The organism is Rhizobium sp. SJZ105 (assembly GCF_007828365.1).
Taxonomy (GTDB): Bacteria; Pseudomonadota; Alphaproteobacteria; order Rhizobiales; family Rhizobiaceae; genus Agrobacterium; species Agrobacterium tumefaciens.
Genome location: NZ_VIUP01000003.1, coordinates 270,913 through 292,910 on the forward strand (window position 1 = coordinate 270,913; position 21,998 = coordinate 292,910).

The following is a 21,998-nucleotide window of genomic DNA, read 5'->3' on the forward strand; positions in this document are numbered from 1 at the left end:
GTAGATCCTCGGGACAAGCCCGAGGATGACGTCGCGTTGGGCCGAGGTCTCACCAGTATCGAGATCGACGGTGAACCGGTCTCTCCCGTTGCCTTCCGATAATCATAAAACTGGCGAGTAAAAAACCATGTTGATCAAGCAGACCGACTATCACCGGATTTACCGCGTCATCAACAGCCTGCTCGTCAACGACAATGCCGACCCGGCTACGGCCTGCATGTATTTCAGCACCTTCGGCGCCTTCATCCTTCAACAGCATTACAAGGTGAAAGCTGTGCCGAAGGGCGGGCTTGCCGCTTATAATCTGGGCGGGACGGTCATGCTTTTTGCGGACCATCGTGACGATGGTTACGTAACGGGCGCTGGCGATAATTTCCATTGCTGGGTCGAAGCGGACGGATGGGCTATCGATTTCATGGCGCCCGCTTTTTCGCAGAGCGCACGCGAACTTTCCGTGCCCCCGAAGATGTTTCAGCGTCCGCTATCGGCCATGGCGGCTTCCATCAACGATCTCGATCATTCCGGCGATTTCTTCTACCGCTCCGAGCCGGAAGCCACCGCGCGGCGTTTTGCCGACTGGCATAAGCAGGCGATGATTGGCGATCTGGCGAGCGTCGCCGCAAACTGGTTCCGCAAGTCGCCGAAACAGATGTCCCCGTCGCTTTCGGTCACGGAGCGGAACGGCAAGGCGCGGACGGTGCCGCTTTCCGGCCAGGCGCTCGTCGGCGCGTGGTGATCTGAGACGGGATAAGTCTTTGTGAAATTAGGACGGCCAGCGTGATCTCGCGGCAGCCGCCTGACGTCAATCAGCAGCCCGACCCCGTTCTAAAGATAACGGCGGTCGCGTCCAGATCGTCTTGTGACACTCCTGCTTTGTTTCGTCCACCGTTCCCCGATAAAATGTCGGGGATCAATGTGTCTCCACGTCAGGCAAGTCGTGAGCGGGACAAAAGCGGCAGGGATTTTCCGGCGGCGTGAATGACGTTGTCGAGGAATTGCCGCGATGCCTTTTCCCAGCTGTAGCTTTTGGAGAGCGCCAGAGCCTCCTGCGATGAACAATGGAGCGCTGCAAGACACGCGTCGCGAAGATTGTCATTCAGCGCGCCTGCCCCGGGATTGCCGCCGAGAATGTCGATCGGCCCGGTAACGGGGAAGGCGGCCACCGGCACACCGCTCGCCAGCGCTTCCAGAATGGTGTTGCCGAATGTGTCGGTCTTGGACGGGAAAACGAAGACATCGGCCTGCGCATAGGCAGCCGCGAGTTCTTCCCCGGTCTTGATGCCGGTAAACAGCACGTGCGGATATTTTTCCTGCAATTCATGGCGGGCCGGGCCATCGCCGATCACGACCTTCGATCCGGGCAGCTCGAGGTCGAGGAATTCAGGCAGGTTCTTTTCCACCGCCACACGACCGACCGTCATGAAGATCGGTCTCGGCAGATCGAAAGGCAGCGACGTTTTCGGACGTGGATGGAACAGTTCGGCATCGATGCCGCGGCTCCAGCGCTTCAAGTTGCGAACCCCGCGGGCCTCAAGCTCGGTCTCCAGGCTTGGCGTCGCCACCATGCAGGTGTTGCCGCCATTGTGAAACCAGCGCACGAAAGCGTAAAGCCAGCTTTCCGGGATGGGGAAGCGCGCCGCGACATATTCGGGAAAGCGGGTGTGATAGCTGGTGGAAAAACGCATCCTGTTCTTCACGCACCAGCGCCGCGCCATGAAACCCAGCGGACCCTCGGTGGCGATGTGGACGAAGGAGGGCTGGCTTTTTTCAATCTCCGCCGCGACACGGCGATAGCCGGCGACTGACAGGCGGATTTCCGGATAGGTCGGGCAGGGGATGCTGTAGAAACTCTGCGGTGTCACCATGTGCACATCCACGCCCAGCCGCGCGAGTTCCGTATTGGTATTTTCGATGGAACGAACCACGCCGTTGACCTGCGGGTGCCAGGCATCTGTGACAATCGTGATTCTCGTCATGAAACACCGATCCTGCTCGACTGCGCGCGGGCGATTCCCCACCACCCGGCTTCCGCCCGTATATGCGGCGTGCGTGTTACAGGATCATGTCAGGGCGGATGAGGGTAGAGAAGTGTCCTTTGCACACACAAGCTTGCTCTTGTCCGTAATGCGCTCTCCTGGTCATCCCTGTGACAAGCACAGGTATCAGGAAGCCGGTTCCGTCTTGCATCATCCGACCAGCGGAAGAAGCTCGGGGCTGATCAGCGCGCCGTGATGGCCGATGACGGTTGCCGCTGCCCGTGCGGCAAAGACGGCGGCGTCATGCGGCGAACTGCCGGTTACATATCGGGCGAGAAACGCGCCGTTGAAACTGTCGCCTGCACTTGTCGTATCCACCACATCCACGGCTTCTACCGCCGGAGCGTGGCTGCGTGCGCCGCTGAAATCGAGTGTCGCACCCTTTGCGCCATCCTTGACGACGATGTTGGCGACGCCGAGTGCACGGTAACGCTCGATTGTGGCCTCGACGGATGTGTCGCCGAAATGGCTGGCTTCGTCATCGAAACTTGGCATTACCAGCGTTGCGGCGCGTGCGCCGTTGGTAATCGTCTCCAGCATCGTGTCCTTGTCGGACCACAGGCGCGGGCGGATGTTCGGGTCGAAGACCACGGGCTTGCCCGCTGCCTTGGCGCGGCGCAGTTCCGCAAGGAAAGTATCTACATCGTGGGGCGAAGCGAGAATGGCGAGCGTGATGCCAGAAAAATAGATGACGTCGGCGCTTTCCACCGTCTTGCGCAGGTGGTCCGCATCTGCTGCGAGTTGCCTTGCTGCGGCTGCGTTGCGCCAATAGCTGAAGGTGCGCTCACCATCCTTGAGGTTGATGAGGTAAAGGCCGGGTGTGCCGCCCTTGATGCGGCGGATTTTTTCCGTGCCGATACCGGCATCTGCAATGAAGGCCAGCATGTCCTGCGAAAGAGGATCGTCGCCGAGTGCCGTGAAATAATCGACGGACCAGTCTTCTGGCAGACAGGCACGTGCATACCATGCCGTATTGAAGGTATCACCGGCAAAACCCTTGCGCAGCAGCCCGTTTCCGGCCTGCGACAGTTCCACCATACATTCGCCAATCGACAGAAACCGTCCGCCCACGCCGTCATCCTCCACTTGCTTTACCTTCGGGATTACGACGACAGGAGGTGCCTGACAAGCCCGCTTCGAGGTGATTTTGGGCATTTGCGAAGTTCCGGTTTACGCAGGGACAGCTGCTTTATATTCTCGGACCAACCCTCATCAGGAGATCGCTCATGCCGACAACCCATGCCCCGGTCCACAAATCCCAAGCGCAATCGGACTGGTGGAAGGGGGCGGTGATCTATCAGGTATATCCGCGATCCTTTCAGGATACGACCGGGGACGGTTACGGCGATCTTGCCGGGGTGACGAAGCGGCTGTCCTACATCGCCTCGCTCGGCGTCGATGCCATCTGGCTCTCGCCTTTCTTCACCTCGCCCATGGCCGATATGGGCTATGACGTATCCGATTATTGCAATGTCGATCCGATGTTTGGCAGGCTTGCCGATTTCGATGCATTGATGGCCGAGGCGCACCGGCTGGGGCTGAAAGTCATCATCGACCAGGTGATTTCGCATACATCCGATAAGCATCCCTGGTTCGTGGACAGCCGTGCAAGCCGCATCAACAGCAAGGCGGACTGGTATGTTTGGGCCAATCCCAAACCGGATGGCACGGCACCCACCAACTGGCTTTCCGTGTTCGGCGGGCCGGCATGGGAATGGGATGGCGTGCGCAAGCAATATTACATGCACAGCTTTCTCGCCTCGCAGCCGGATCTCAATTTTCACAATCCGGATGTTCAGGATGCGCTTCTGGAAACCGTACGGTTCTGGCTCGATCGCGGCGTGGACGGTTTTCGTCTCGATACCGTCAATCACTATTTCCACGACAAGCTGTTGCGCGACAACCCGCCGCTTTTGGACGACGAAAGCTTTGGTCTCGATGCGTCCGACGTAAATCCTTACGGCATGCAGGATCATCTCTACGACAAGACGCGGCCGGAAAACGTGGCCTTCCTACGGCGCTTCCGCGCGCTTCTCGATGAATATGAGGGCCGCGCCACCGTGGGCGAGGTGGGGGACGGCGCACGCTCGCTGAAGACGGTCGCGGCCTACACATCCGGCGATGACAAACTCAACATGTGCTATACCTTCGATCTGCTTGGCCCGGATTTCAGCGCAAAACACCTGCGGGGCTCGGTCGAAACCTTCGGCAAGGTGGTGACGGATGGCTGGGTGTGCTGGGCTTTTTCCAACCACGATGTGGTGCGCCATCTGAGCCGGTTTTCCGAAGGCTCCGAGGAGCAGACGCGGGTTGCGAAGCTCGCCATCTGCGTTCTCGCCAGCCTGCGCGGCTCTATATGTCTGTATCAGGGTGAGGAGCTGGGCCTGACCGAGGCCGAACTGGCCTTCGAGGATTTGCGTGACCCCTACGGCATTCGCTTCTGGCCCGCCTTCAAGGGGCGTGACGGGTGCCGCACGCCGATGGTGTGGGAAACCGGCAAGCCGAATGCGGGTTTTTCAAGCGCGGAAAAGCCGTGGCTGCCGGTGCCCTATGCCCACGCCATGCAGGCGGCGGATGCGCAGGAGCGCAAGCCGGACTCGGTTCTTAACCACTACCGCGCGGTCTTGTCCTTCCGCAAAACCCATGGAGCATTGCGCGACGGCGATATGGACTTCATCAAGACCAATCTCGATGTGCTGGCCTTCACGCGCCACAAGGGTGACGAAAAACTGCTGTTCGTTTTCAACCTGACCCGTGAGGCGGTGGAATTTCCTATCCCGAAGGGTATGGAGGTCACGGATATCCTGCCGATGCCGGGTTTTGAGCCGCTGTTCGACGCCGGGATCGTGAAGCTTGAGGGGTTGGACGTGTTTTGCGGGGTCGTCGCTTGAGCCTGAAATTTTCCATCAGGGACGCCGCAGCATCTCTGGACGACTGGTCCCTTTTGCGCCACCGTTTATGGCCCGATGCCTCTGTTGCCGAACATAGGGCTGAATTGCAGAACCTCTCCGACAACGACGCCGGTTTCATTGCCTATGATCTGGTCGGAATGGCCATCGGTTTCGCCGACGTCAGCCTCCGGCGGGATTATGTCAACGGATGCGATACATCGCCTGTTGCGTTTCTCGAAGGCGTTTATGTGGAAGAAGAATTCCGCGGTCAGGGCGTTGCCGCGGCATTGATCGCCGAGGTCACCCGCTGGGCGATCAGCAAGGGTGTGAGCGAGCTTGCCTCCGATGCCGATATTGCCAATATCGATTCACACCGCATGCATGCGGCGCTGGGGTTTGAGGAGACCGAACGGGTGGTTTATTTCCGCAAGCTGCTGCCATCGCATTCATGACTTGCCGATGCTGTAAGTCAGCCGATTTAGCAATCCGTCCGTTTCGCCTTGTCTGAACCGGCATTTTCATGCGGACGTCGCTCGGCTCTTTTCTGCTTAATCCGGGAACTTGCGCCACGCCTATTTTGGCAGGGTCGCGGGCAAATATTATTACGTGACCTGGCCTGCAGAAACGAAAACCTGAGACGGCTCGCGCCGTCTCAGAAACGCGGCATAAGTAGATTACGCTGTTTCCGGCCGATAAACTCCATCGTCAGATCAGTGCAAACCGATCCACATCCACCATGCCCATGTCGGAAATCTTCAGGTGCGGGATGACGGGTAGCGGCAGGAAAGCCACCTGCAGGAAAGGCTCCTCGAGCGTCGTGCCGAGCGCATAGGCTGCCTTTCGCAGGGTGTGGAGCGTGTCTCGCACCGTTTCGTAAGGTTCGAGGCTCATCAACCCGGCCACCGGGAGCGCAATCTCGCCCGTCACCTTGCCGTCTTCGACTACCACAAAACCGCCCTTGATTTCGCCGAGCCGGTTGGCGGCCAGCGCCATGTCGTCCTCGTTAACGCCGACAACGCAGATATTGTGGCTGTCATGACCGACAGTGGAGGCGATGGCACCCTTCTTCAGCCCGAAGCCCTGCACGAAGCCGTTGGCGTGGTTGCCGTTCTTGCCATGGCGCTCGATGACGGCGACCTTGATGATGTCGTTTGCGAGATCGACAGTCGTCTGGTTGCCGTCCGTCGGCAGCGTGTAGCGGCGATGTTCGGTGATGATCTTGCCGGGGAGCACGCCCATCACCGGGGTCTCGCCTTGCGCGACCGGCACGCCGAAATGGGCGGCGAGCACGGGTCTTGCCTTGACGCTGTCAAGACCGACGGGCGCGACCGGCTTGCGGGTGGCAAACAGCGCGTCATCGACGATACGGCCGCCGGAGAAGACCATGCCGGCCTTGCAGTTCTGCAAGGTATCGATCACCACGAGGTCGGCGCGCCAGCCCGGTGCGATAAGACCGCGATCGCGCAGGCCGAAGGCCTTTGCGGCGGAAATCGAGGCGGCGCGGTAGATGGCGAGCGGTTCCACGCCGTTGGCGATTGCCGTGCGGATCATATAATCGAGATGACCCTGTTCGGCGATGTCGAGTGGGTTGCGGTCATCGGTGCAAAGCGCAAGATAAGGCGACAGACGCTCGGTGATAACAGGCATCAGGGCGTGCAGGTCTTTTGAGACCGAGCCTTCGCGCACGAGAATATGCATGCCCTTGCGGATCTTTTCCAAAGCCTCGGCAGCACTGGTGCACTCATGTTCGGTGCGGATGCCGGCTGCCAGATATCCGTTCAGCGCCGTTCTCGACAGAAGCGGCGCGTGTCCGTCGATATGCTGTCCCTGAAAGGCTTCGAGTTTTGCCATGCATACCGGGTCTTTGTGGATGACACCCGGAAAATTCATGAATTCGGCAAGGCCGATAACCTTCGGATGATCACGGAACGGCAGCAGTTTTTCGATCGGCAGATCGGCGCCCGAGGTTTCCAGATGGGTTGCGGGCACGCAGGACGAGAGCTGCACGCGGATGTCCATGATGGTTTCCATGGAACTGTCCAGGAAGAACCGAAGCCCCTCCGCGCCCAGAACATTGGCGATCTCATGCGGGTCGCAGATGGCGGTGGTAACGCCGTAGGGCAGAACGCAGCGGTCGAATTCGTGCGGCGTCACCAGCGATGATTCGATGTGGAGATGGGTATCGATGAAACCTGGAACGACGATTTTCCCCGAAATGTCGATTTCCCGGCGACCCTTGTAGCTTTCGCAAGTTCCAACGATGGTATCGCCGCATATGGCGATGTCGGAGGCAACAAGTTCTCCAGTTACGAGGTCGAAGAATCGTCCGCCCTTGAGAACTATATCTGCCGGTTCACGGCCCGTACCCTGATCGATGCGCGTTTCAAGTTTCGAATTCATGCGGCTTTTCTTCGGCTCCTGGTTTACGTCGTTCGCGAGAATTTTCAGTATTTACATTCTTAGGTTGTTTCTTGGCTTAATCGAATTGATTCTTTGCGTTTTAAATATATCCAGAGTAAAAAATTTTCATATTCGTGCTATCTTATGTTTAAGTTCCAAAATTGAACAATGTTAGGAATGCGTAACTTACCCTTGCAGGGATACCGGTTGGTTCCGGTCTTTTCAGCATTTGCCAGTGCAGGTTACCATTCCCGGGAAGGAAAATAAAAGCGTCTGATGCTCAAACGAATTTCTACCCAGCAATTGACGGTTGGCATGTTTATCGAAGCGGTCGAGGGAGCGCTTTCGAACAGCGGATTTTTGCAGCGATATCGATTTCTTCTGCGCCATGAAGAGTTGATGCGTCAATTGAAATTGAGCGGCGCTGAAAGCATCATCATCAATACGGCCAAGGGAAACGATATCGAGGGTAGGCCGTACTCTGGAACCGTCCCGCCGCGATTAAACAATGGCCCCGAAACCATGGCTGCCATTACCCATGCCGTGCGCTCTGCCGCCGATGCCATTGCCGAGACATTTGCCGTTGCCGAAGCCGGTGGCTGCGTGTCCCTCAAGGGCATGACTGCGGCGGCCGGCAAGATTTCCGATGCGGTCCAGTCGAACCCGGCGATTTTCATCGGGGTTACCCGGTTGAAGTCGAAGGACGAGACGACCTTCGTGCATTCGGTTTCCGTCAGCGGGTTGATGATCCATTTTGGCAATTATCTCGGGCTGGAGAAGGAAACGGTCGATCTGCTCGGCATCAGCGGCCTGCTGCACGATATCGGCAAGGTGGAAATTCCTTCGTCGATCCTCAACAAGGCGGAAGGTTTAAGCGCCACCGAGCGGGAAATCATCAATCTTCATCCAACGTTCGGCCGGGATATCTTGTCTCGCAACGAGCAGATGCCGGCCATGGTTCTGGATGTCTGCTTCAATCATCACGAGCGCATTGATGGCGGCGGTTATCCCAGCGGCTGCGCCGGAAACGAGATCAGTCTTCACGCGCGCATTGCGGCGATCTGCGATGTCTATGACGCCGTAACCTCGGTTCGGCCCTACAAGAAGCCTTGGACGGCAAACGAAGCGCTGACGTGGATGTTGCGCCGGGAAGGCCACTTCGACATGCAACTTTTGAAGAAATTCGCGCTGTGCATTTCCACATCGCTGCCGCGTAGCTAGGCAGCAGGCGATCTCGAAGTCGCGCTGTTTGAGGCTTGCCCGGCGGCGCCGAAGTGACGCCGCCGATGCAGGATGTTTACGCTGCCTTGGTTTTCGCCTTGCGGGTCAGATGCACCACGACGTTCTCGATCATGCGCATGCCGGCATCCTGGCCGAGAGTCATGATCGATTCCGGGTGGAACTGAACGGCGGCTACCGGTTCCTTGGCGTGTTCGATGCCCATGATCGTGCCGTCTTCACTTTCAGCGGTGATGATGAAATCACGCGGAAGGGTGGAAGGGTCGGCGAAGATCGAATGGTAGCGACCGACGGTCACTTCCTTGCCGAGACCGGAGAAGACCAGGCCTGGCTCCAGCACGCGGATGCGTGAGGGCTTGCCGTGCATTGGTACCGCAAGTTGGCGAAGTTCGCCGCCATAGGCTTCCGCCAGCGCCTGAAGACCGAGGCACACGCCGAAGATCGGCAACTCGCGGGCGCGGGCGGCCTTGATCGTCGCCTTGCAGTCGAAATCCGTCGGGCTGCCCGGTCCGGGCGAAAGCACGACGAGATCGGGCTGGAAGCGGTCGAAGACCTCCGCTGCGACCGGCGTTCTGACGGTGGAAACTGTGGCACCCGTCTGACGGAAATAATTCGCCAGCGTGTGCACGAAACTGTCTTCGTGATCGACCAGCAGGATTTTGACGCCGGTGCCGACCTTGGCGGCATCGCGCTTGGTGGCGGCCGAGTTTGTGGCTTTTGCATCGCGAATGGCCGCGATCATGGCGGATGCCTTCAGTTCGGTTTCGGCTTCTTCTTCCTGCGGATTGGAATCATTGAGAAGCGTCGCACCGGCGCGGACTTCCGCGATGCCATCCTTGATACGGATGGTGCGCAGCGTAAGCCCGGTATTCATGTCGCCGTTGAAACCCACCATGCCGATTGCACCGCCATACCAGGCGCGCGGGCTCTTTTCATGGCTTTCAATGAAGCGCATGGCCCAGAGCTTCGGTGCGCCGGTGACGGTGACGGCCCAGGCGTGGCTGAGGAAGCCATCGAAGGCATCCATGTCGTCGCGCAGACGGCCCTCGATGTGGTCGACCGTGTGGATGAGGCGCGAATACATCTCGATCTGGCGGCGGCCGATGACCTTCACCGAACCCGGCTCGCAGACGCGGCTCTTGTCGTTGCGGTCCACGTCCGAGCACATGGTCAGTTCGGACTCGTCCTTCTTCGAATTCAGCAGCTTCAGGATCTGCTCGCTGTCGGCAATCGGGTCGTCGCCACGCTTGATGGTGCCTGAAATCGGGCAGGTCTCAATGCGACGGCCGGAGACGCGCACGAACATTTCCGGCGAAGCACCGACCAGATATTCCTGATGACCGAGATTGATGAAGAAGGAATAGGGCGAAGGGTTGATCGCCTTCAGGCGGCGGGAGATCGCCGATGGATTGCTTTCGCAGCGCTCCATGAACTTCTGCCCGGGAACGACCTCGAACAGATCGCCGCGTCGGAAGCTTTCCTTGGCCTTCACCACCAGCTCGGAATATTCGCCTGGACGGTGATCGCCCTTGGGCGGGATCGTGTCGGTGGTCTTGAAGGGATCGGGCGCGATCTCTGAGGACTTGCCGTCCGTCGTTACACCGTCCTTCTCGAAATCGTAACGGTCGATCCAGGCCTTGGCGGAATAATGGTCCACGACGAGAATTTCGTCGGGCAGATATAGCACCATGTCGCGCTGGTCTTCCGGGCGCGCGAGCGAAAGCTTGATCGCGTCGAACTGGAAAGCGAGATCGTAACCGAAGGCGCCGAACAGGCCGATGGCCGAATCCGCATTCGAATAGAACAGGTCGACGATGGCGCGCAGCGCCGTGAAGACGGTCGGGATTTTCGAGCGTTCTTCTTCTGTAAAGACGCGGTCCGGCTCGTTGACCGTGAGGTCGAGACGGCGGACGGAGGATGCGCCCAGCGTCAGATCGGGCGTCGCCTTCAGCTTTTCGGTGATGAAGTCGAGCAGTACTTCGCCGCGGCCGTTATAGGCTTCGATCCACATCTGGCGACCGAAGCAGGAAATGCCGAGCGGCGGATCGATGATGGCCGTATCCCAGCGCGTGTAGCGGCCCGGATATTCGTAGTTCGACGAGAAAACCGCGCCGCGATGGGCATCGAGCTTTTCGATGTAGTTGTCGATGGCGCTGGCATATTCGGCGGCGCGACGCTTTCGGCTGACCTTTATGCCGCCTTTCGTCTCGTAGGTTTCCGCTCCGTCATCCTGAATGATCGTTACCATTTCTTTCGCACTTCCCGTTTTTCAGGCCCGATGACAGGCGGCAGAATAACAAAAAAGCCGCCTGAAAATTCGGGCGGCTTGGACTTTGTCTGAAGACATGACTGGTCAAGGCCGCGTAAAGCTGCTCCACCACCAGTTAGCAATGTTCATAGACACGATGTTCATGGGAAAATTGTTAGCCTGCACAATTCGCCTTGGCAAGCGGATTCCGGCGACGGAATGAACCTTACCGGCGCGAGTTGCGTTCCTGTCCTGCCGAAACAGTCAGGAGTGCCCCGGAAAATGCTTCATCGCCTGTGTCTTCTGATGACGAGTCTCGCCCTTATTTCCGCTTCCGAACCGCCGCCACAGGTGCCGGTGCCACAGCCGAAGCCTGGCGAACAGCAAGCACCTGCCACGACGGAAAAGCCGGCCGATAAGGGCGCGCAAACGCCCGAAGACACACCGAAGCCGACCCCCAAGCCGCAACCGCCTGAAGAAGGAAAATCCGACGCGGAAGGGAAGGGTGCCGAGGACAAGAAGAAAGATGACAAGGGGCAAAACGGCGGCGAGACGGTAACTCCGGCTGTCGAAGCAACGAAACCCGAGGAAAAACCGCCGGAGCCTGTGAAGCCGGAAGACCCGGCAGAGCTTCAGGCCTGCCTTGGCGCATTGAAGGAAATCGGCGCGGAATTCAAAGAGCTCGAGCCGATCCGCGACGACGAGCAGGGGTGCGGTATCGAAGCGCCGATCGAGCTTTCCGTGGTGCTGCCGGGCATCAAGCTTGAACCATCTGGCACCATGCGCTGCGAAACCGCCCTTGCGCTATCGCGCTGGACAAAGGAGATGATGCTGCCGGCTGCGGCTCTCGCCCTGCCGGACAAAAAGGTAACGGCGATTGCCAATGCCTCGACCTATATTTGCCGCAACCGCAACAGTGCCGAAACCGGCAAGATTTCCGAACATGCCAAGGGCAATGCTGTCGATATTTCCACCATCGCCTTTGACAAGGGCGATCCGCTGGTGATGAAGCCGCGCGGCGAGGATGGAACGGTGGAAGGTGCCTTCCAGCGGACGATCACAGCCGCCGCCTGCCTGTTCTTCCGAACCGTTCTTTCCCCCGGCAGCGACGCGACCCATCAGGATCACCTGCATCTCGACGTGCTGGAGCGAAAGGGAGGTTATCTCTACTGCCGCTGATAAAAAGGGGGCGACCCGAAGGCCGCCCCGACTGGAGATGATGTTCCGACCGGGTTCAGAATTTCTGGGTCAGAGAGATTTTGAAGGTGCGTCCCGCTTCCGTATAGAAGTCGACAGGCTGGTTGACGGTGCTGACGGCATTGGGGTTGACGTCACGAACGCCGACGGCGTTCCAGTATTGCTTGTCGAACAGGTTGTAGACGCCGGCCTGAATACGCAGGCCCTTGGTCTGTTCCGGTTCCCACCAGCCGGTCAGGTTGAAGATGCCGTAACCGGGTGCGTCGTAGGTTGTGGCCACCTTGTCGTCACGCATATGCGAGGAGAAGATGCCGGTGAATTCCGTGCCCCATGTCTCCTGTGCGTAGCCGACGCCGAGGACGGACTTGAACGGCGCCACCGTGCGGATGAATTCGTTGCTGTCTGTGTCTTTGCCATAAGCATAAGCAAGCGACGCATGGGCGAAGAAGCCGTTTGCGAGTTCCTTGCGGACCTTGGCTTCCACGCCGGAGATTTCAACATTGTTGCGGTTGCGATAGGTGAAGAGCGATCCGTTGCCCCTGCCGCCGAAGCCGGGGAACAGCGTCGTCGAGGTCGTGTATTGCTCGATGAAGTTCTTGTACTTGTTGTGGAACAGCGTCAGGCTCCCCGTCAGATCGCCGGAGGCGTAATTGGCGCCGATTTCAAAGCCATTGCTGGTTTCGGGGTTGAGTGCGGAGTTGCCGACCACGGCATAACCCGAGCTGATATTCGAGAAGTTCAGATAAAGCTCGTTGATGGTCGGAGCGCGATAGGCCATCGACCATTGTGCGAAGAGCTGCAATTCCGGTGTCACGTCGTAGGTGGCGAGCAGCTTCGGCGAGAAGCGCGAACCGCTATTGCCGCTTGGCAGGCCGAAGGTGTTGTAACCGCTGTTGCTGGATACCGAGCCATCCGGATCGTAATCGTAGGAATCGAAGCGCAGGCCGGGGGTCAGCCGGAAACCGTTTCCAAACGCGATTTCGTCATCGAGATAGAGGCCAAGGCTCTTGCCGCTCACGTCAGGCATGTCCGACTGTGACGATGAGGTTACTCCGCCTGTGTTGGCATAAAGTGCCTGGCTGAAATCGGTTGTCATGGCGTTGCCGCCGAAGCGCACGGTGTGCTGCACGCCGCCGAGTTCGAAGCCGGATTCAAGGCCGCCGACGATGCCGAAAGCGCTGTTGCGCATGCTGTCTTCGCGGATATAGAGCGAGTTGTTGGTCAGCCGGTTGCCAGCGCCGGATTCCTTGGAGAGGCGCGTCCAGTAGAGCGACAGATTGGCTGCATCGATCAGGCTGTCTGTCGACGGCGCTTCATATTCGTAATCAAGCGATACGCGGTCGCGCTCCGTATCCTCGTAGCCGCTGTAGTCGCCAATACGGTAAGTCGATCCCGATACGCTGACGCCTTGCAGGGTTCGCATGTCGCTGCGATCTCTCAATGAATAACGCTCGGCCGTGAGCCCGATGCGGTGGCCGCCTTCCAGATCCTGGCGGATCTTGAACATCAGGTTGCTTTCGTAGGTATCTGCCGGGTTGGGCTTGGTGCGGCGGGTTCCGTAGATATCGGCGAAGCCCTTATTGTCCGTTTCGTTGCCGCGCTTGTAGGAGCCCTGGAACAGAACCGAGGTGTTTTCGATCTTCTTTGCAACGGCGAGCGATCCGCCCACGCTTCTGTCCTCGCTGTCATAGGTGGTCTTGGCAACACCGCCCCAGTCCTTGCCTTCACCGATCAGGTCTTCCGGCTCAAGCGTGCGCAGAACGAGTGCGCCGCCAAGGGCGCCGGAACCGATGCGGCTGGAATCGGCGCCGCGTACAACGTCAACCGTGGAAAGCGATGAAAAATCAAAGCTCGAACTGGTATCACTCAGGGTCGTCGTGGCCTGTCCCTGACGGGCGAAATTGTTGAAGAAGGGAACGGGAATATTGTCGATCAGGGTCACGACACGCGCGCCGCCCAGACCGCGAATGAACAGGCCGCCGGGCCTGCCGGGCTTGGCATCCACATAATCGACGCCCGGCTCGGTGGAGTTTCCGAGGTCCTTGATGCTGCCGATGTCTTTCTTCCTGATGTCTTCCGCCGTCGTCTGGCTTGCAAGCGGTGTGTCGGCGGCTGCATTCGCGCTTTTGACGCGCTTGCCCTTGACCACGATCTTCTCCAGCGTGGTGGTGTCGTTCGTCTGCGACGCGGCATCCTGCGATTGCGCAGGTCCGGCAAAGGGCAGAATAGACATGGCAGTGCACAAAAACAGCGCCGAATGTGTGCGCGAGATGGACATTAAATACCCCCGGATAGGCGCGCGCAGAAGCTATGGCGCGCAAAAACGCGCCGCGCTTGCTGTCGCGGCTGAAACTGTTTTGATTTGTTACGGGCAAGCCGATTGCTGAGGACTAAAAAACATGATCATAACTGTCAACATATTATATATGACTTTTATCATCATGTTTTAAAGCATAACGGTGCGTGGCAAAAATGTGACGCCCCGTGAGACTGCATCCGGACCGGTGGAGAGGCCCGAAAATGCCGGGTTCCGGCCAAAGTCCCGACATTGACGCTTGCTAGGATATTCGCAGCCAGTTTAGATGGCGGAAGAATGCATGCTGCAACAATATACAAAAAAGTAATCGGATACGGAAATGAAGTCACTTGAACTGCTCGTCGAGCGGATCATTCTCTCCAGCCGCTGGCTGCTCGTCGTGTTTTATCTCGGGCTCGTCGCGGCGCTGGCGGTTTATGCATTTTCCTTCGTGCTGAAATTCCTGAAAGTCGCCAAAAACGTTTTCACTTACGACGAATCGGACATGATCCTCGCCATGCTCGGGCTGATCGATGCGGCACTGGTCGCAAGCCTTATCGTCATGGTGATGATTTCCGGCTACGAGAATTTCGTCAGCCGTTTCGATGAGGCGGATGACGAGGTTTCGTTTCTGGGCAAGCTTGATGCCGGCAGCCTGAAAATCAAGGTCGCATCGTCGATTGTGGCGATTTCGTCGATCCACCTGCTACAGATATTCCTCAACGCCAGTCAGTATACGGATAGCCAGTTGATGTGGTTCACCATCATCCATCTGGCCTTTGTCGTCTCGGCGGTCATGCTCGGTTTCCTGGAGAAACTGATGGCCAAGCCGAAGGATAAACCCGAAAAACCGGCACTTTAGTCAAGGTGGTCCGCCCGATATGAAGGTTGCAACACTGTTTGCCCATGCCGCCTGGTCGTCGCTTCTGGGTGTCCTGCGCCCACCGCCGGGTGGCGCCTGAATGCCGAAGACGGAGCGCCAGGCCAGACTTTGCCGCGACCTTTCGGCTGCCATCGACAGACCCCAATGGCTGGCGGCGCTGCAGCAGGTGATGCAGGCGTTCGGTTATTCCTACGTGACCTTGCTGAAGCTGCCGAGCATTCGCAATGCCTATGCCCTGCCGATAGTGGTGGAAAGCAGCCTGCCGGTGTGGGTGGTGAATGCGATGACCCGGGACGGTGAACTTGCAGATTGTCCCGTCATAAAGCGCGGCGCTTCATCGATGATGCCGCAATACTGGTCTCTTGACGATAAGGACATCAACTCCGGCTCGCTGTTGGAAGTCTCAACCCTGCTGCGCGGCATGGGCATCACCTCCGGTCTTCTGGTGCCGGTAAATGGCATGGACGGAAACCGGCATCTGATGAATTTCGCAGGCGATTGCGATGTCCTGTCGCAGGGTTCGCTGAACGAGCTGTGCATGATCGCCCTTCACGCCCTGGAGGCCTATGACCGGCTTTGTCGTGCAGGCTCAAAACTCCCCTCACCACTGACGAAGCGGGAACTCGACGTGGTTCGCTGGACTGCGCAGGGCAAGACCTCCGTGGAGATTGCCGAGCTTCTGTCCATCTCGGAGCACACCGTCAATACCTATATGAACAACGCCATTCGCAAGCTCGATTGCGTCAACCGCGCGCAGCTAGTGGCCAAGACAATACGCCTTGGCCTGATAAGCTGATTTTCCTGCCGGTCCAAGCTGTTGCCTTACCTGTCGAGAACGGAGCGGAGGTCGACGAGGTTGGAGCGAACGCGCAGAACGTAAAATCCCATGGTGGCAAGGTGCGAGGGCATGATCCAACCGCTTTCGTCGCCGTTGGAAATGATTGCCGGCTGGATGCGTAGCGCCGCACGGGTCTGCCCCAGGGTGTCATTCCACAGATTGGTCAGATTGCGTTCGCGAATAACCTGCGCGAAGTCCGATCCGGCTGCCGACAGCACGCCGTAATAACCATAGAGCTGGCCATAGGCGAACCAGAAACGGTCGTCCGCGCGAGTGTCGAACCAGCCGCCATTATAGTTTTCCGAACGCTCGCGCAGAATGGCCGATGTCGAGCCGATATCGCCGGCAATGCGGTCGATGAACTGGATGAGGTTATCGGCGCGTGTATCGAAGACGGCCTTGCAGGCGGTGAGTTCGCCGTTAAATGCCTGGAAGCTGCGGATGGCGGCGCGATAGTAGCTCGGTGTCGGTGTTTTGGGGCCAAACGGATCGAGGCCGAAATACCAGGAATATTCGCTGAACTGCATGTTCCCGCGCGCTTCCTGGAGATTGTTGTTGATACCGGATGTTCCACGAACGCGACCGAGCGTATCCACCAGTTCCACCGCGGTGCGGCGCACCGCCTGGTTCACGCCGCGCTGGAAGGACGCCTTGTTGTCCAGAAATGGCGTGCTGTCCCAGTCCATGCCGAAAAGGCCGAGACGATAGAGCAGCATGGAGGAAATCCATGCATTCTGATTGACGTTGAAATCGGTAAGATCGGCGGCAGCATCGACGATAGCCGAGCGCTGGCATACCGGTGCGGAGGTGTTTGCCGCAGCACCGGTGGCGCCGGCGGCGGCCGTGGGTGTTGCAGCCGGCAATTCCTGCCCGGGCGGCACCGTGCGTTCGGCAAGCTTGTAACGGGAAATATAATCCGGGTCGAAATTCGTCCAGACCTGCGTTTGCCAGAAGAAGTATCCGTAAAAGCCGGCCAGAAGGATGAGCACCAGAGCGATCGGACCCTTGATGATCCAGTTGCGGTCGCGATACCAGCCGTGGGCGGCCATGAAAGGCCACAAAAGCCAGGCGACGACGAGACCGGCGGCCTTGCCGATGGCGTTGAAGGCTGCCTGAATCAAAGCGGTTATCCGGTCGATCATGTCGTCATAGTCTCCTCTGGCCGTGGGGCTGAACGCCGGAAGGTACAACCGCGGTTCGGCCATGCGCCTTTTGGCGCTTCGCAACAACCGCGGTCGTTTACTGTCTTCCAGATATGTCCCTACCCACCGGGATACAACATGATTGCGAAACTTTTCTCAACCTGCGGTCCGCGCGGGTCGTTCCCGTGTTCCGGAACTACGCGTGGAGCATGTATCGCCTTAACAAGGTGACAGGCGGTTACAGACCGAGCTTGGCAATTTCGGCGTCCAGCCGCTCCCGCGCCTTTTTCGGCAGCTTGCCGGTCTTTATGGCATCGAGATTGGCCGGTGCGGCATCGCCGACCACAACGAGGGCGACCATGCCCATGCCGAGATGCGGCGTGCATTTGACGACGTATGCGCCGTCCTTCTCGACGGTCAGTTTCACCGTCTCGTTCATCTTGCCCTTGAAGTCCGCAACGCCCTCGGGAAGCATTTCCTTGACGGCAGCCGCATCATGACCCTTGTCGACGGGCACGAAGGAAATGACGTCGCCGACAGCTGCCTTGACGGTTGCCGGTTCAAAGACCATCGCCTGGCCATCGCTGCCCTTGTTGAGCATCTTCACCTCGATTTCGGCCGACAGGGCGGGAAAGGCAAGGAGGGCAGCAGCGATGGCAAGGCTGGCGACGGTGGCAGTTTTGTTGTGCATATCTTTTGCTCCTGAGAGAAAGCACATCCACGCGAATGTGTCCGCATGGTCTTAGCGCAGGAGCAGGGGAGCCATCCTTGCGAAAAATCAAATGCGGCAACCGGCCGCAGACGGTCAGTCGCCCTTGACCGTTTCGACCCAGTGGCGGCGGCAGAAGGAGACGTATTTTTCGTTGCCGCCGACATCGATCTGCGCGCCTTCCTTGACCACATTTCCTTCATTGTCGAAACGGGCGACCATCGTCGCCTTGCGGCCGCAATGGCAGATGGTGCGGATTTCGCGAAGCTCGTCGGCAATGGCGAGCAGTTCCCTGGAGGCCGGGAAAAGCTTGCCCTGAAAATCCGTGCGCAGGCCGTAGGCCATCACCGGAATGTTCAACCGGTCGGCAATACCGGCAAGCTGCCAGACATGGTGTTCGGACAGGAAGTTGGCTTCATCGATGAAAACGCAGGCAACGGGCGCTTCGGCATGCAGGGCCTCCACTTCGGAGAAGATATCGGTGTTTGCGTCGAAGGTCCGTGCGTCGGACGACAGGCCGATGCGTGACGCGACCCGGCCGAAGCCGGCCCGGTTGTCAAAGGCGGCCGTGAAAATCAACGTGCGCATGCCGCGCTCGTGATAATTATAGGATGCCTGTAACAACATGGTCGACTTGCCGGCGTTCATCGCCGCATAATTGAAATAGAGTTTTGCCATCGTCCACTCCCTGTACACCTTCGCGTCTTTTGACGGCGAAGGGTCGGGTTGAAAAGTGCCGCAACGGGAAAAACACAGATTTCCGCATGCCGCAGCTGTCCGTATCGCGGACTAAAAGGCCGGAGATTTTCATCGTCGTGTCGCAAACGGCGGGCCAAAGCACGCAAATGCACGCGAGTTGATTGTATCCGGCAGATATTGATAATGGCAAGGGAACGAAAAAAAGGGAGCAAGCGATGTTTGCAAATAGAAGTCGCTGTCTGGCTTTGGCCGCAGCAATCTCCGTCATGACGTTCAATGCAGCCGGCGCTGCGGAGCCGGCAAGTTGTGGCAAGGTTCGTTTTTCCGATGTGGGCTGGACCGACATCACTGCCACCACAGCGACTGCCACGGTGCTGCTGAAGAGCCTAGGTTATGAAACCGACGTCAAGCTTCTCTCGGTGCCCGTTACCTATACATCCCTGAAAAACAAGGACATCGACGTGTTCCTCGGCAACTGGATGCCGACCATGGAAGGCGATATCGCGCCTTACCGCGACGACAAGTCGGTTGAAACGCTGCGTGAAAACCTGACCGGCGCCAAATACACGCTCGCGACCAATGCCAAGGGTGCTGAACTCGGCATCAAGGATTTCAAGGATATCGCGGCCCATAGCGGCGATCTCGGCGGCAAGATCTACGGCATCGAGCCCGGCAATGACGGCAACCGCCTGATCCTCGACATGGTCGCCAAGGACACCTTCGGGCTGAAGAGTTTCGAGGTGGTCGAATCCTCCGAACAGGGCATGCTGTCGCAGGTTGCCCGCGCGGGGAAATCCGGCGAACCGATCGTGTTCCTCGGCTGGGAACCGCATCCCATGAATACGAATTTCAAGCTGACCTATCTGACCGGCGGTGACGAGGTTTTCGGCCCCAATCTCGGCGGTGCGACGATCTACACCAATGTCCGCAAGGGTTACACCGAGGAATGCCCGAATGTTGGTATCTTTCTCAAGAACCTGGAATTCTCCCTGCCCATGGAAAACGAGATCATGGGCAAGATCCTGAATGATGGCCTCGAGGGCGAAGCGGCGGCGACTGCCTGGCTGAAGGCCAACCCGGCCGCGATCGAACCCTGGCTTGCCAACGTCAAGACCAAGGATGGCAGCGCTGACGCCTTGCCCGCCGTCAAGAAGGCCTTGGGCCTCTAGGTTGCAGATAACGCATGTATCCGGCCTAACCTTGTAAGCGGGCCGGATACCGCAGGAAATTACGATGTCCTTTGCATGATCTCGGTCCGCGAATTTTTCTCGCATCCGGGGTCACGCGCAATCCCGGTGTCCGGCAATGCTGTTGCCGGCCGTCGTTTCTGCATTAGCGGCATTTCCGGTGAAACGGGATCACCTTCAATGCCTGTTCTTCTTATTTTTTTGCAATTCCGGGCCCAAAACCGTTACGCATTTTTACTGGAATTGCTCTGGTTCACGAAAGGTCTTGTCTTACCGTGGAATGGCTCAGCGCTCCTGAAAACCGCCTGCCCGTCGGCCGATATGCCAAGGAGGCCATTGACTGGCTGACCGGCAATCTCGCTTTTTTCTTCGATTGGCTTTCTTTCATTTTCCAAAGCGTCATTAACGCCCTGCTTTACGTTTTGCAGGCGCCGCATCCGCTGGTCATCGTCGCGATTGTGACGGCTCTTTCAGCCTGGACAAGGCGGTCGGTCGGCATGCCGGTCTTTACGGCGCTTGGTCTGCTGTTCATCATCAATCTGGGGTACTGGAAGGCGACGACGGAAACGCTGGCGCTCGTTCTTGCCTCCAGCGCGGTCTGCATGATCATCGGCATACCGCTTGGAATACTGGCGGCGCGGCGCAAGTGGATCTATGCCGGCATGCGCCCGGTGCTGGATTTGATGCAGACCATTCCGACCTTCGTCTATCTCATTCCGGCGCTAGTGCTGTTCGGCCTCGGCATGGTTCCCGGGCTTATCGCCACCGTCATCTTCGCCATTCCCGCGCCCGTGCGCCTGACCCGTCTCGGCATCGTTTCGACGCCGCCGGCGCTGGTGGAAGCGGCCATCGCCTTCGGTGCCACGCCATCGCAGGTTCTGCGCAAGGTGGAGCTTCCCTTCGCTGCGCCGCAGATCATGGCGGGTCTTACCCAGACGATCATGCTTTCGCTTTCGATGGTGGTCATCTCCGCCCTCGTTGGCGCCAACGGCCTGGGGGTGCCGGTGGTGCGCGCATTGAACACAGTCAACATCGCCATGGGCTTCGAAGCTGGGTTGTGCATCGTCATATTGGCGATCGTTCTCGACCGACTTTTCCGCCTTCCCGGCACGGAGCATGATCTATGAGTGATGCAATCATCTTCGGAAATGTCGATATCGTCTTCGGCGACCGGCCCGAGGCGGCGCTGGCGCTGATCGACAAGGGCAGCACGCGTGACGAGATCAACGAGCAGACCGGACTGGTCCTCGGCGTTGCGAATGCCTCGCTTTCGGTAAATGAGGGCGAAATACTCGTGCTCATGGGGCTTTCGGGCTCCGGTAAATCGACGCTGCTCAGGGCCGTTAACGGCCTTGCGCCTGTGGTGCGCGGCAATGTCAGCGTGAAGACGGCGTCCGGTTTTGTCGATCCCTATCGGGCGACGGCGAAGGCGCTGCGCGATCTGCGCATGCATACTGTTTCGATGGTCTTCCAGCAATTCGGCCTGCTGCCCTGGCGAAACGTTGCCGACAATGTCGGTTTCGGGCTGGAGCTTTCCGGAACGCCGGAAGCCGAACGCAAGCGCATGGTGGCCGAGCAGCTTGAGCTGGTGAACCTGTCCGCCTGGGCTGACCGCAAGGTGGGGGAGCTTTCCGGCGGCATGCAGCAGCGCGTAGGGCTGGCGCGCGCCTTCGCAACCGGAGCGCCCATTCTCTTGATGGACGAGCCGTTCTCGGCGCTCGACCCGCTCATCAGAAGCCGCCTTCAGGACGAACTTCTGGAGTTCCAGAGCCGGTTGAAGAAAACCATCCTCTTCGTCAGTCACGATCTGGACGAGGCATTCCGCATCGGGAACCGCATCGCCATGATGGAAGGCGGGCGTATCATCCAGTGCGGCACGCCGCAGCAGATCGTCAAGCAACCGGCTACGCAATATGTCGCGGATTTCGTGCAGAACATGAACCCGATTTCCATGTTGACCGCCGCGGACGTGATGAAGCCAGGCGTGGATGAACAAAACGGCCGGTTGAACGTGGCCGCCACCGCCCGTCCGACATCGCCGCTGATCGATATCCTCGATGCGCTCTCGAAACATTCCGGCGCGATCGGTGTTGTCGATAATGGCGCAATTATAGGCACGATTTCCGCAGACGAAATTGTGACAGGCCTCACTCGCCACCGCAAGAAATGAGAAACACTCGCATTGGTCGAGAAAACGAAAGGCCTTCCTCCCCGGAAGGCCTTTTTGTATTAC

General features: G+C 58.5%; 19 protein-coding genes. 11 read left to right on the forward strand and 8 right to left on the reverse strand.

Annotated elements, in window-relative coordinates:
• Positions 1-127: 127 nt before the first annotated feature.
• Positions 128-736, forward strand: coding sequence for a DUF2026 family protein (locus FB593_RS13400; protein ID WP_080797952.1), 609 nt, complete (start codon positions 128-130; stop codon positions 734-736).
• 190 nt (positions 737-926) lie between these two features.
• Here the strand turns inward: FB593_RS13400 and FB593_RS13405 are convergent, their stop codons facing one another.
• Both FB593_RS13405 and FB593_RS13410 read right to left on the reverse strand, forming a co-directional pair.
• Entirely contained in the window at positions 927-1,976 is a 1,050-nt protein-coding gene (locus FB593_RS13405; RefSeq protein ID WP_080797954.1) for a bifunctional monoglucosyl/glucuronosyl diacylglycerol synthase, read from the reverse strand.
• A 210-nt stretch (positions 1,977-2,186) separates the two neighbouring features.
• Positions 2,187-3,107, reverse strand: a complete 921-nt coding sequence (locus tag FB593_RS13410; protein WP_003513625.1) for a sugar kinase — start codon at positions 3,105-3,107, stop codon at positions 2,187-2,189.
• 155 nt (positions 3,108-3,262) lie between these two features.
• On the opposite strand from FB593_RS13410, the gene FB593_RS13415 reads away from it, so the two are divergent.
• Positions 3,263-4,927 carry an alpha-glucosidase family protein gene (locus FB593_RS13415; protein WP_112682155.1) on the forward strand — a complete coding sequence of 555 codons (1,665 nt, stop codon included), beginning with the start codon at positions 3,263-3,265 and terminating at the stop codon, positions 4,925-4,927.
• Positions 4,924-5,379: an aminoglycoside 6'-N-acetyltransferase gene (aac(6'), locus tag FB593_RS13420; protein WP_019565179.1), complete on the forward strand. Its 456-nt coding sequence runs from the start codon at positions 4,924-4,926 to the stop codon at positions 5,377-5,379. Before FB593_RS13415 ends, aac(6') begins: the two co-directional genes overlap by 4 nt.
• A gap of 253 nt (positions 5,380-5,632) precedes the next feature.
• Here aac(6') and ade read toward each other — a convergent pair whose 3' ends face one another.
• Positions 5,633-7,327, reverse strand: a complete 1,695-nt coding sequence (ade, locus tag FB593_RS13425) for an adenine deaminase (protein ID WP_145166669.1) — start codon at positions 7,325-7,327, stop codon at positions 5,633-5,635.
• Between the two features lie 276 nt (positions 7,328-7,603).
• Between ade and FB593_RS13430 the strand changes: the two genes are divergently transcribed.
• Positions 7,604-8,548 (forward strand): HD-GYP domain-containing protein, encoded by a 945-nt coding sequence (locus FB593_RS13430; protein WP_019565182.1) that lies wholly within the window; start codon positions 7,604-7,606, stop codon positions 8,546-8,548.
• A 76-nt stretch (positions 8,549-8,624) separates the two neighbouring features.
• On the opposite strand, the gene FB593_RS13435 is transcribed toward FB593_RS13430, so the two are convergent.
• A complete protein-coding gene (locus FB593_RS13435) occupies positions 8,625-10,814 on the reverse strand; it encodes an anthranilate synthase (protein ID WP_003513614.1) in 2,190 nt (729 codons plus the stop codon).
• A gap of 282 nt (positions 10,815-11,096) precedes the next feature.
• Between FB593_RS13435 and FB593_RS13440 the strand changes: the two genes are divergently transcribed.
• The gene (locus FB593_RS13440) at positions 11,097-11,993 is read left to right on the forward strand and encodes an extensin family protein (protein ID WP_080797961.1); all 897 of its coding nucleotides are present in this window, start codon (positions 11,097-11,099) and stop codon (positions 11,991-11,993) included.
• 55 nt (positions 11,994-12,048) lie between these two features.
• Here the strand turns inward: FB593_RS13440 and FB593_RS13445 are convergent, their stop codons facing one another.
• Entirely contained in the window at positions 12,049-14,289 is a 2,241-nt protein-coding gene (locus FB593_RS13445) for a TonB-dependent hemoglobin/transferrin/lactoferrin family receptor (protein ID WP_145166670.1), read from the reverse strand.
• Here FB593_RS13445 and FB593_RS27540 point away from each other — a divergent pair.
• The 3 genes from FB593_RS27540 (at position 14,243) to FB593_RS13455 (ending at position 15,986) form a co-directional block, all read left to right on the forward strand.
• Positions 14,243-14,398, forward strand: coding sequence for a hypothetical protein (locus tag FB593_RS27540; RefSeq protein ID WP_162486086.1), 156 nt, complete (start codon positions 14,243-14,245; stop codon positions 14,396-14,398). The genes FB593_RS13445 and FB593_RS27540 overlap by 47 nt on opposite strands.
• A gap of 249 nt (positions 14,399-14,647) precedes the next feature.
• On the forward strand, positions 14,648-15,169 hold the full coding sequence (locus tag FB593_RS13450; RefSeq protein WP_013636634.1) for a TIGR00645 family protein: 522 nt from the start codon (positions 14,648-14,650) through the stop codon (positions 15,167-15,169).
• Between the two features lie 100 nt (positions 15,170-15,269).
• The gene (locus FB593_RS13455; protein ID WP_097172353.1) at positions 15,270-15,986 is read left to right on the forward strand and encodes a helix-turn-helix transcriptional regulator; all 717 of its coding nucleotides are present in this window, start codon (positions 15,270-15,272) and stop codon (positions 15,984-15,986) included.
• Between the two features lie 26 nt (positions 15,987-16,012).
• On the opposite strand, the gene FB593_RS13460 is transcribed toward FB593_RS13455, so the two are convergent.
• The 3 genes from FB593_RS13460 to FB593_RS13470 form a co-directional block, all read right to left on the reverse strand.
• Positions 16,013-17,170, reverse strand: a complete 1,158-nt coding sequence (locus FB593_RS13460; protein WP_145166671.1) for a DUF2333 family protein — start codon at positions 17,168-17,170, stop codon at positions 16,013-16,015.
• Positions 17,171-17,408: 238 nt separating this feature from the next.
• Positions 17,409-17,861, reverse strand: a complete 453-nt coding sequence (locus FB593_RS13465) for a pseudoazurin (RefSeq protein ID WP_003513601.1) — start codon at positions 17,859-17,861, stop codon at positions 17,409-17,411.
• Between the two features lie 114 nt (positions 17,862-17,975).
• A complete protein-coding gene (locus FB593_RS13470) occupies positions 17,976-18,557 on the reverse strand; it encodes a thymidine kinase (RefSeq protein ID WP_111798790.1) in 582 nt (193 codons plus the stop codon).
• Positions 18,558-18,844: 287 nt separating this feature from the next.
• On the opposite strand from FB593_RS13470, the gene FB593_RS13475 reads away from it, so the two are divergent.
• From FB593_RS13475 to choV, 3 genes are all read left to right on the forward strand, one after another.
• Positions 18,845-19,747, forward strand: a complete 903-nt coding sequence (locus tag FB593_RS13475; RefSeq protein WP_236772433.1) for a choline ABC transporter substrate-binding protein — start codon at positions 18,845-18,847, stop codon at positions 19,745-19,747.
• 293 nt (positions 19,748-20,040) lie between these two features.
• Positions 20,041-20,892: a choline ABC transporter permease subunit gene (choW, locus tag FB593_RS13480; RefSeq protein ID WP_003513593.1), complete on the forward strand. Its 852-nt coding sequence runs from the start codon at positions 20,041-20,043 to the stop codon at positions 20,890-20,892.
• Positions 20,889-21,935: a choline ABC transporter ATP-binding protein gene (gene choV / locus FB593_RS13485; RefSeq protein ID WP_003513591.1), complete on the forward strand. Its 1,047-nt coding sequence runs from the start codon at positions 20,889-20,891 to the stop codon at positions 21,933-21,935. The genes choW and choV overlap by 4 nt, the downstream gene beginning before the upstream one ends.
• The last annotated feature ends 63 nt before the right edge of the window (positions 21,936-21,998 follow it).

Excerpts from the sequence above, each read along its gene's own strand:
- FB593_RS13400 (WP_080797952.1), top strand. The coding sequence starts at position 128 with ATGTTGATCAAGCAGACCGACTATCACCGGATTTACCGCGTCATCAAC.
- FB593_RS13405 (WP_080797954.1), bottom strand. The coding sequence starts at position 1,976 with ATGACGAGAATCACGATTGTCACAGATGCCTGGCACCCGCAGGTCAAC.
- FB593_RS13415 (WP_112682155.1), top strand. The coding sequence starts at position 3,263 with ATGCCGACAACCCATGCCCCGGTCCACAAATCCCAAGCGCAATCGGAC.
- ade (WP_145166669.1), bottom strand. The coding sequence starts at position 7,327 with ATGAATTCGAAACTTGAAACGCGCATCGATCAGGGTACGGGCCGTGAA.
- FB593_RS13430 (WP_019565182.1), top strand. The coding sequence starts at position 7,604 with ATGCTCAAACGAATTTCTACCCAGCAATTGACGGTTGGCATGTTTATC.
- FB593_RS13435 (WP_003513614.1), bottom strand. The coding sequence starts at position 10,814 with ATGGTAACGATCATTCAGGATGACGGAGCGGAAACCTACGAGACGAAA.
- FB593_RS13440 (WP_080797961.1), top strand. The coding sequence starts at position 11,097 with ATGCTTCATCGCCTGTGTCTTCTGATGACGAGTCTCGCCCTTATTTCC.
- FB593_RS27540 (WP_162486086.1), top strand. The coding sequence starts at position 14,243 with ATGGCAGTGCACAAAAACAGCGCCGAATGTGTGCGCGAGATGGACATT.
- FB593_RS13445 (WP_145166670.1), bottom strand. The coding sequence starts at position 14,289 with ATGTCCATCTCGCGCACACATTCGGCGCTGTTTTTGTGCACTGCCATG.
- FB593_RS13450 (WP_013636634.1), top strand. The coding sequence starts at position 14,648 with ATGAAGTCACTTGAACTGCTCGTCGAGCGGATCATTCTCTCCAGCCGC.
- FB593_RS13455 (WP_097172353.1), top strand. The coding sequence starts at position 15,270 with ATGCCGAAGACGGAGCGCCAGGCCAGACTTTGCCGCGACCTTTCGGCT.
- FB593_RS13460 (WP_145166671.1), bottom strand. The coding sequence starts at position 17,170 with ATGATCGACCGGATAACCGCTTTGATTCAGGCAGCCTTCAACGCCATC.
- FB593_RS13465 (WP_003513601.1), bottom strand. The coding sequence starts at position 17,861 with ATGCACAACAAAACTGCCACCGTCGCCAGCCTTGCCATCGCTGCTGCC.
- FB593_RS13470 (WP_111798790.1), bottom strand. The coding sequence starts at position 18,557 with ATGGCAAAACTCTATTTCAATTATGCGGCGATGAACGCCGGCAAGTCG.
- FB593_RS13475 (WP_236772433.1), top strand. The coding sequence starts at position 18,845 with ATGACGTTCAATGCAGCCGGCGCTGCGGAGCCGGCAAGTTGTGGCAAG.
- choV (WP_003513591.1), top strand. The coding sequence starts at position 20,889 with ATGAGTGATGCAATCATCTTCGGAAATGTCGATATCGTCTTCGGCGAC.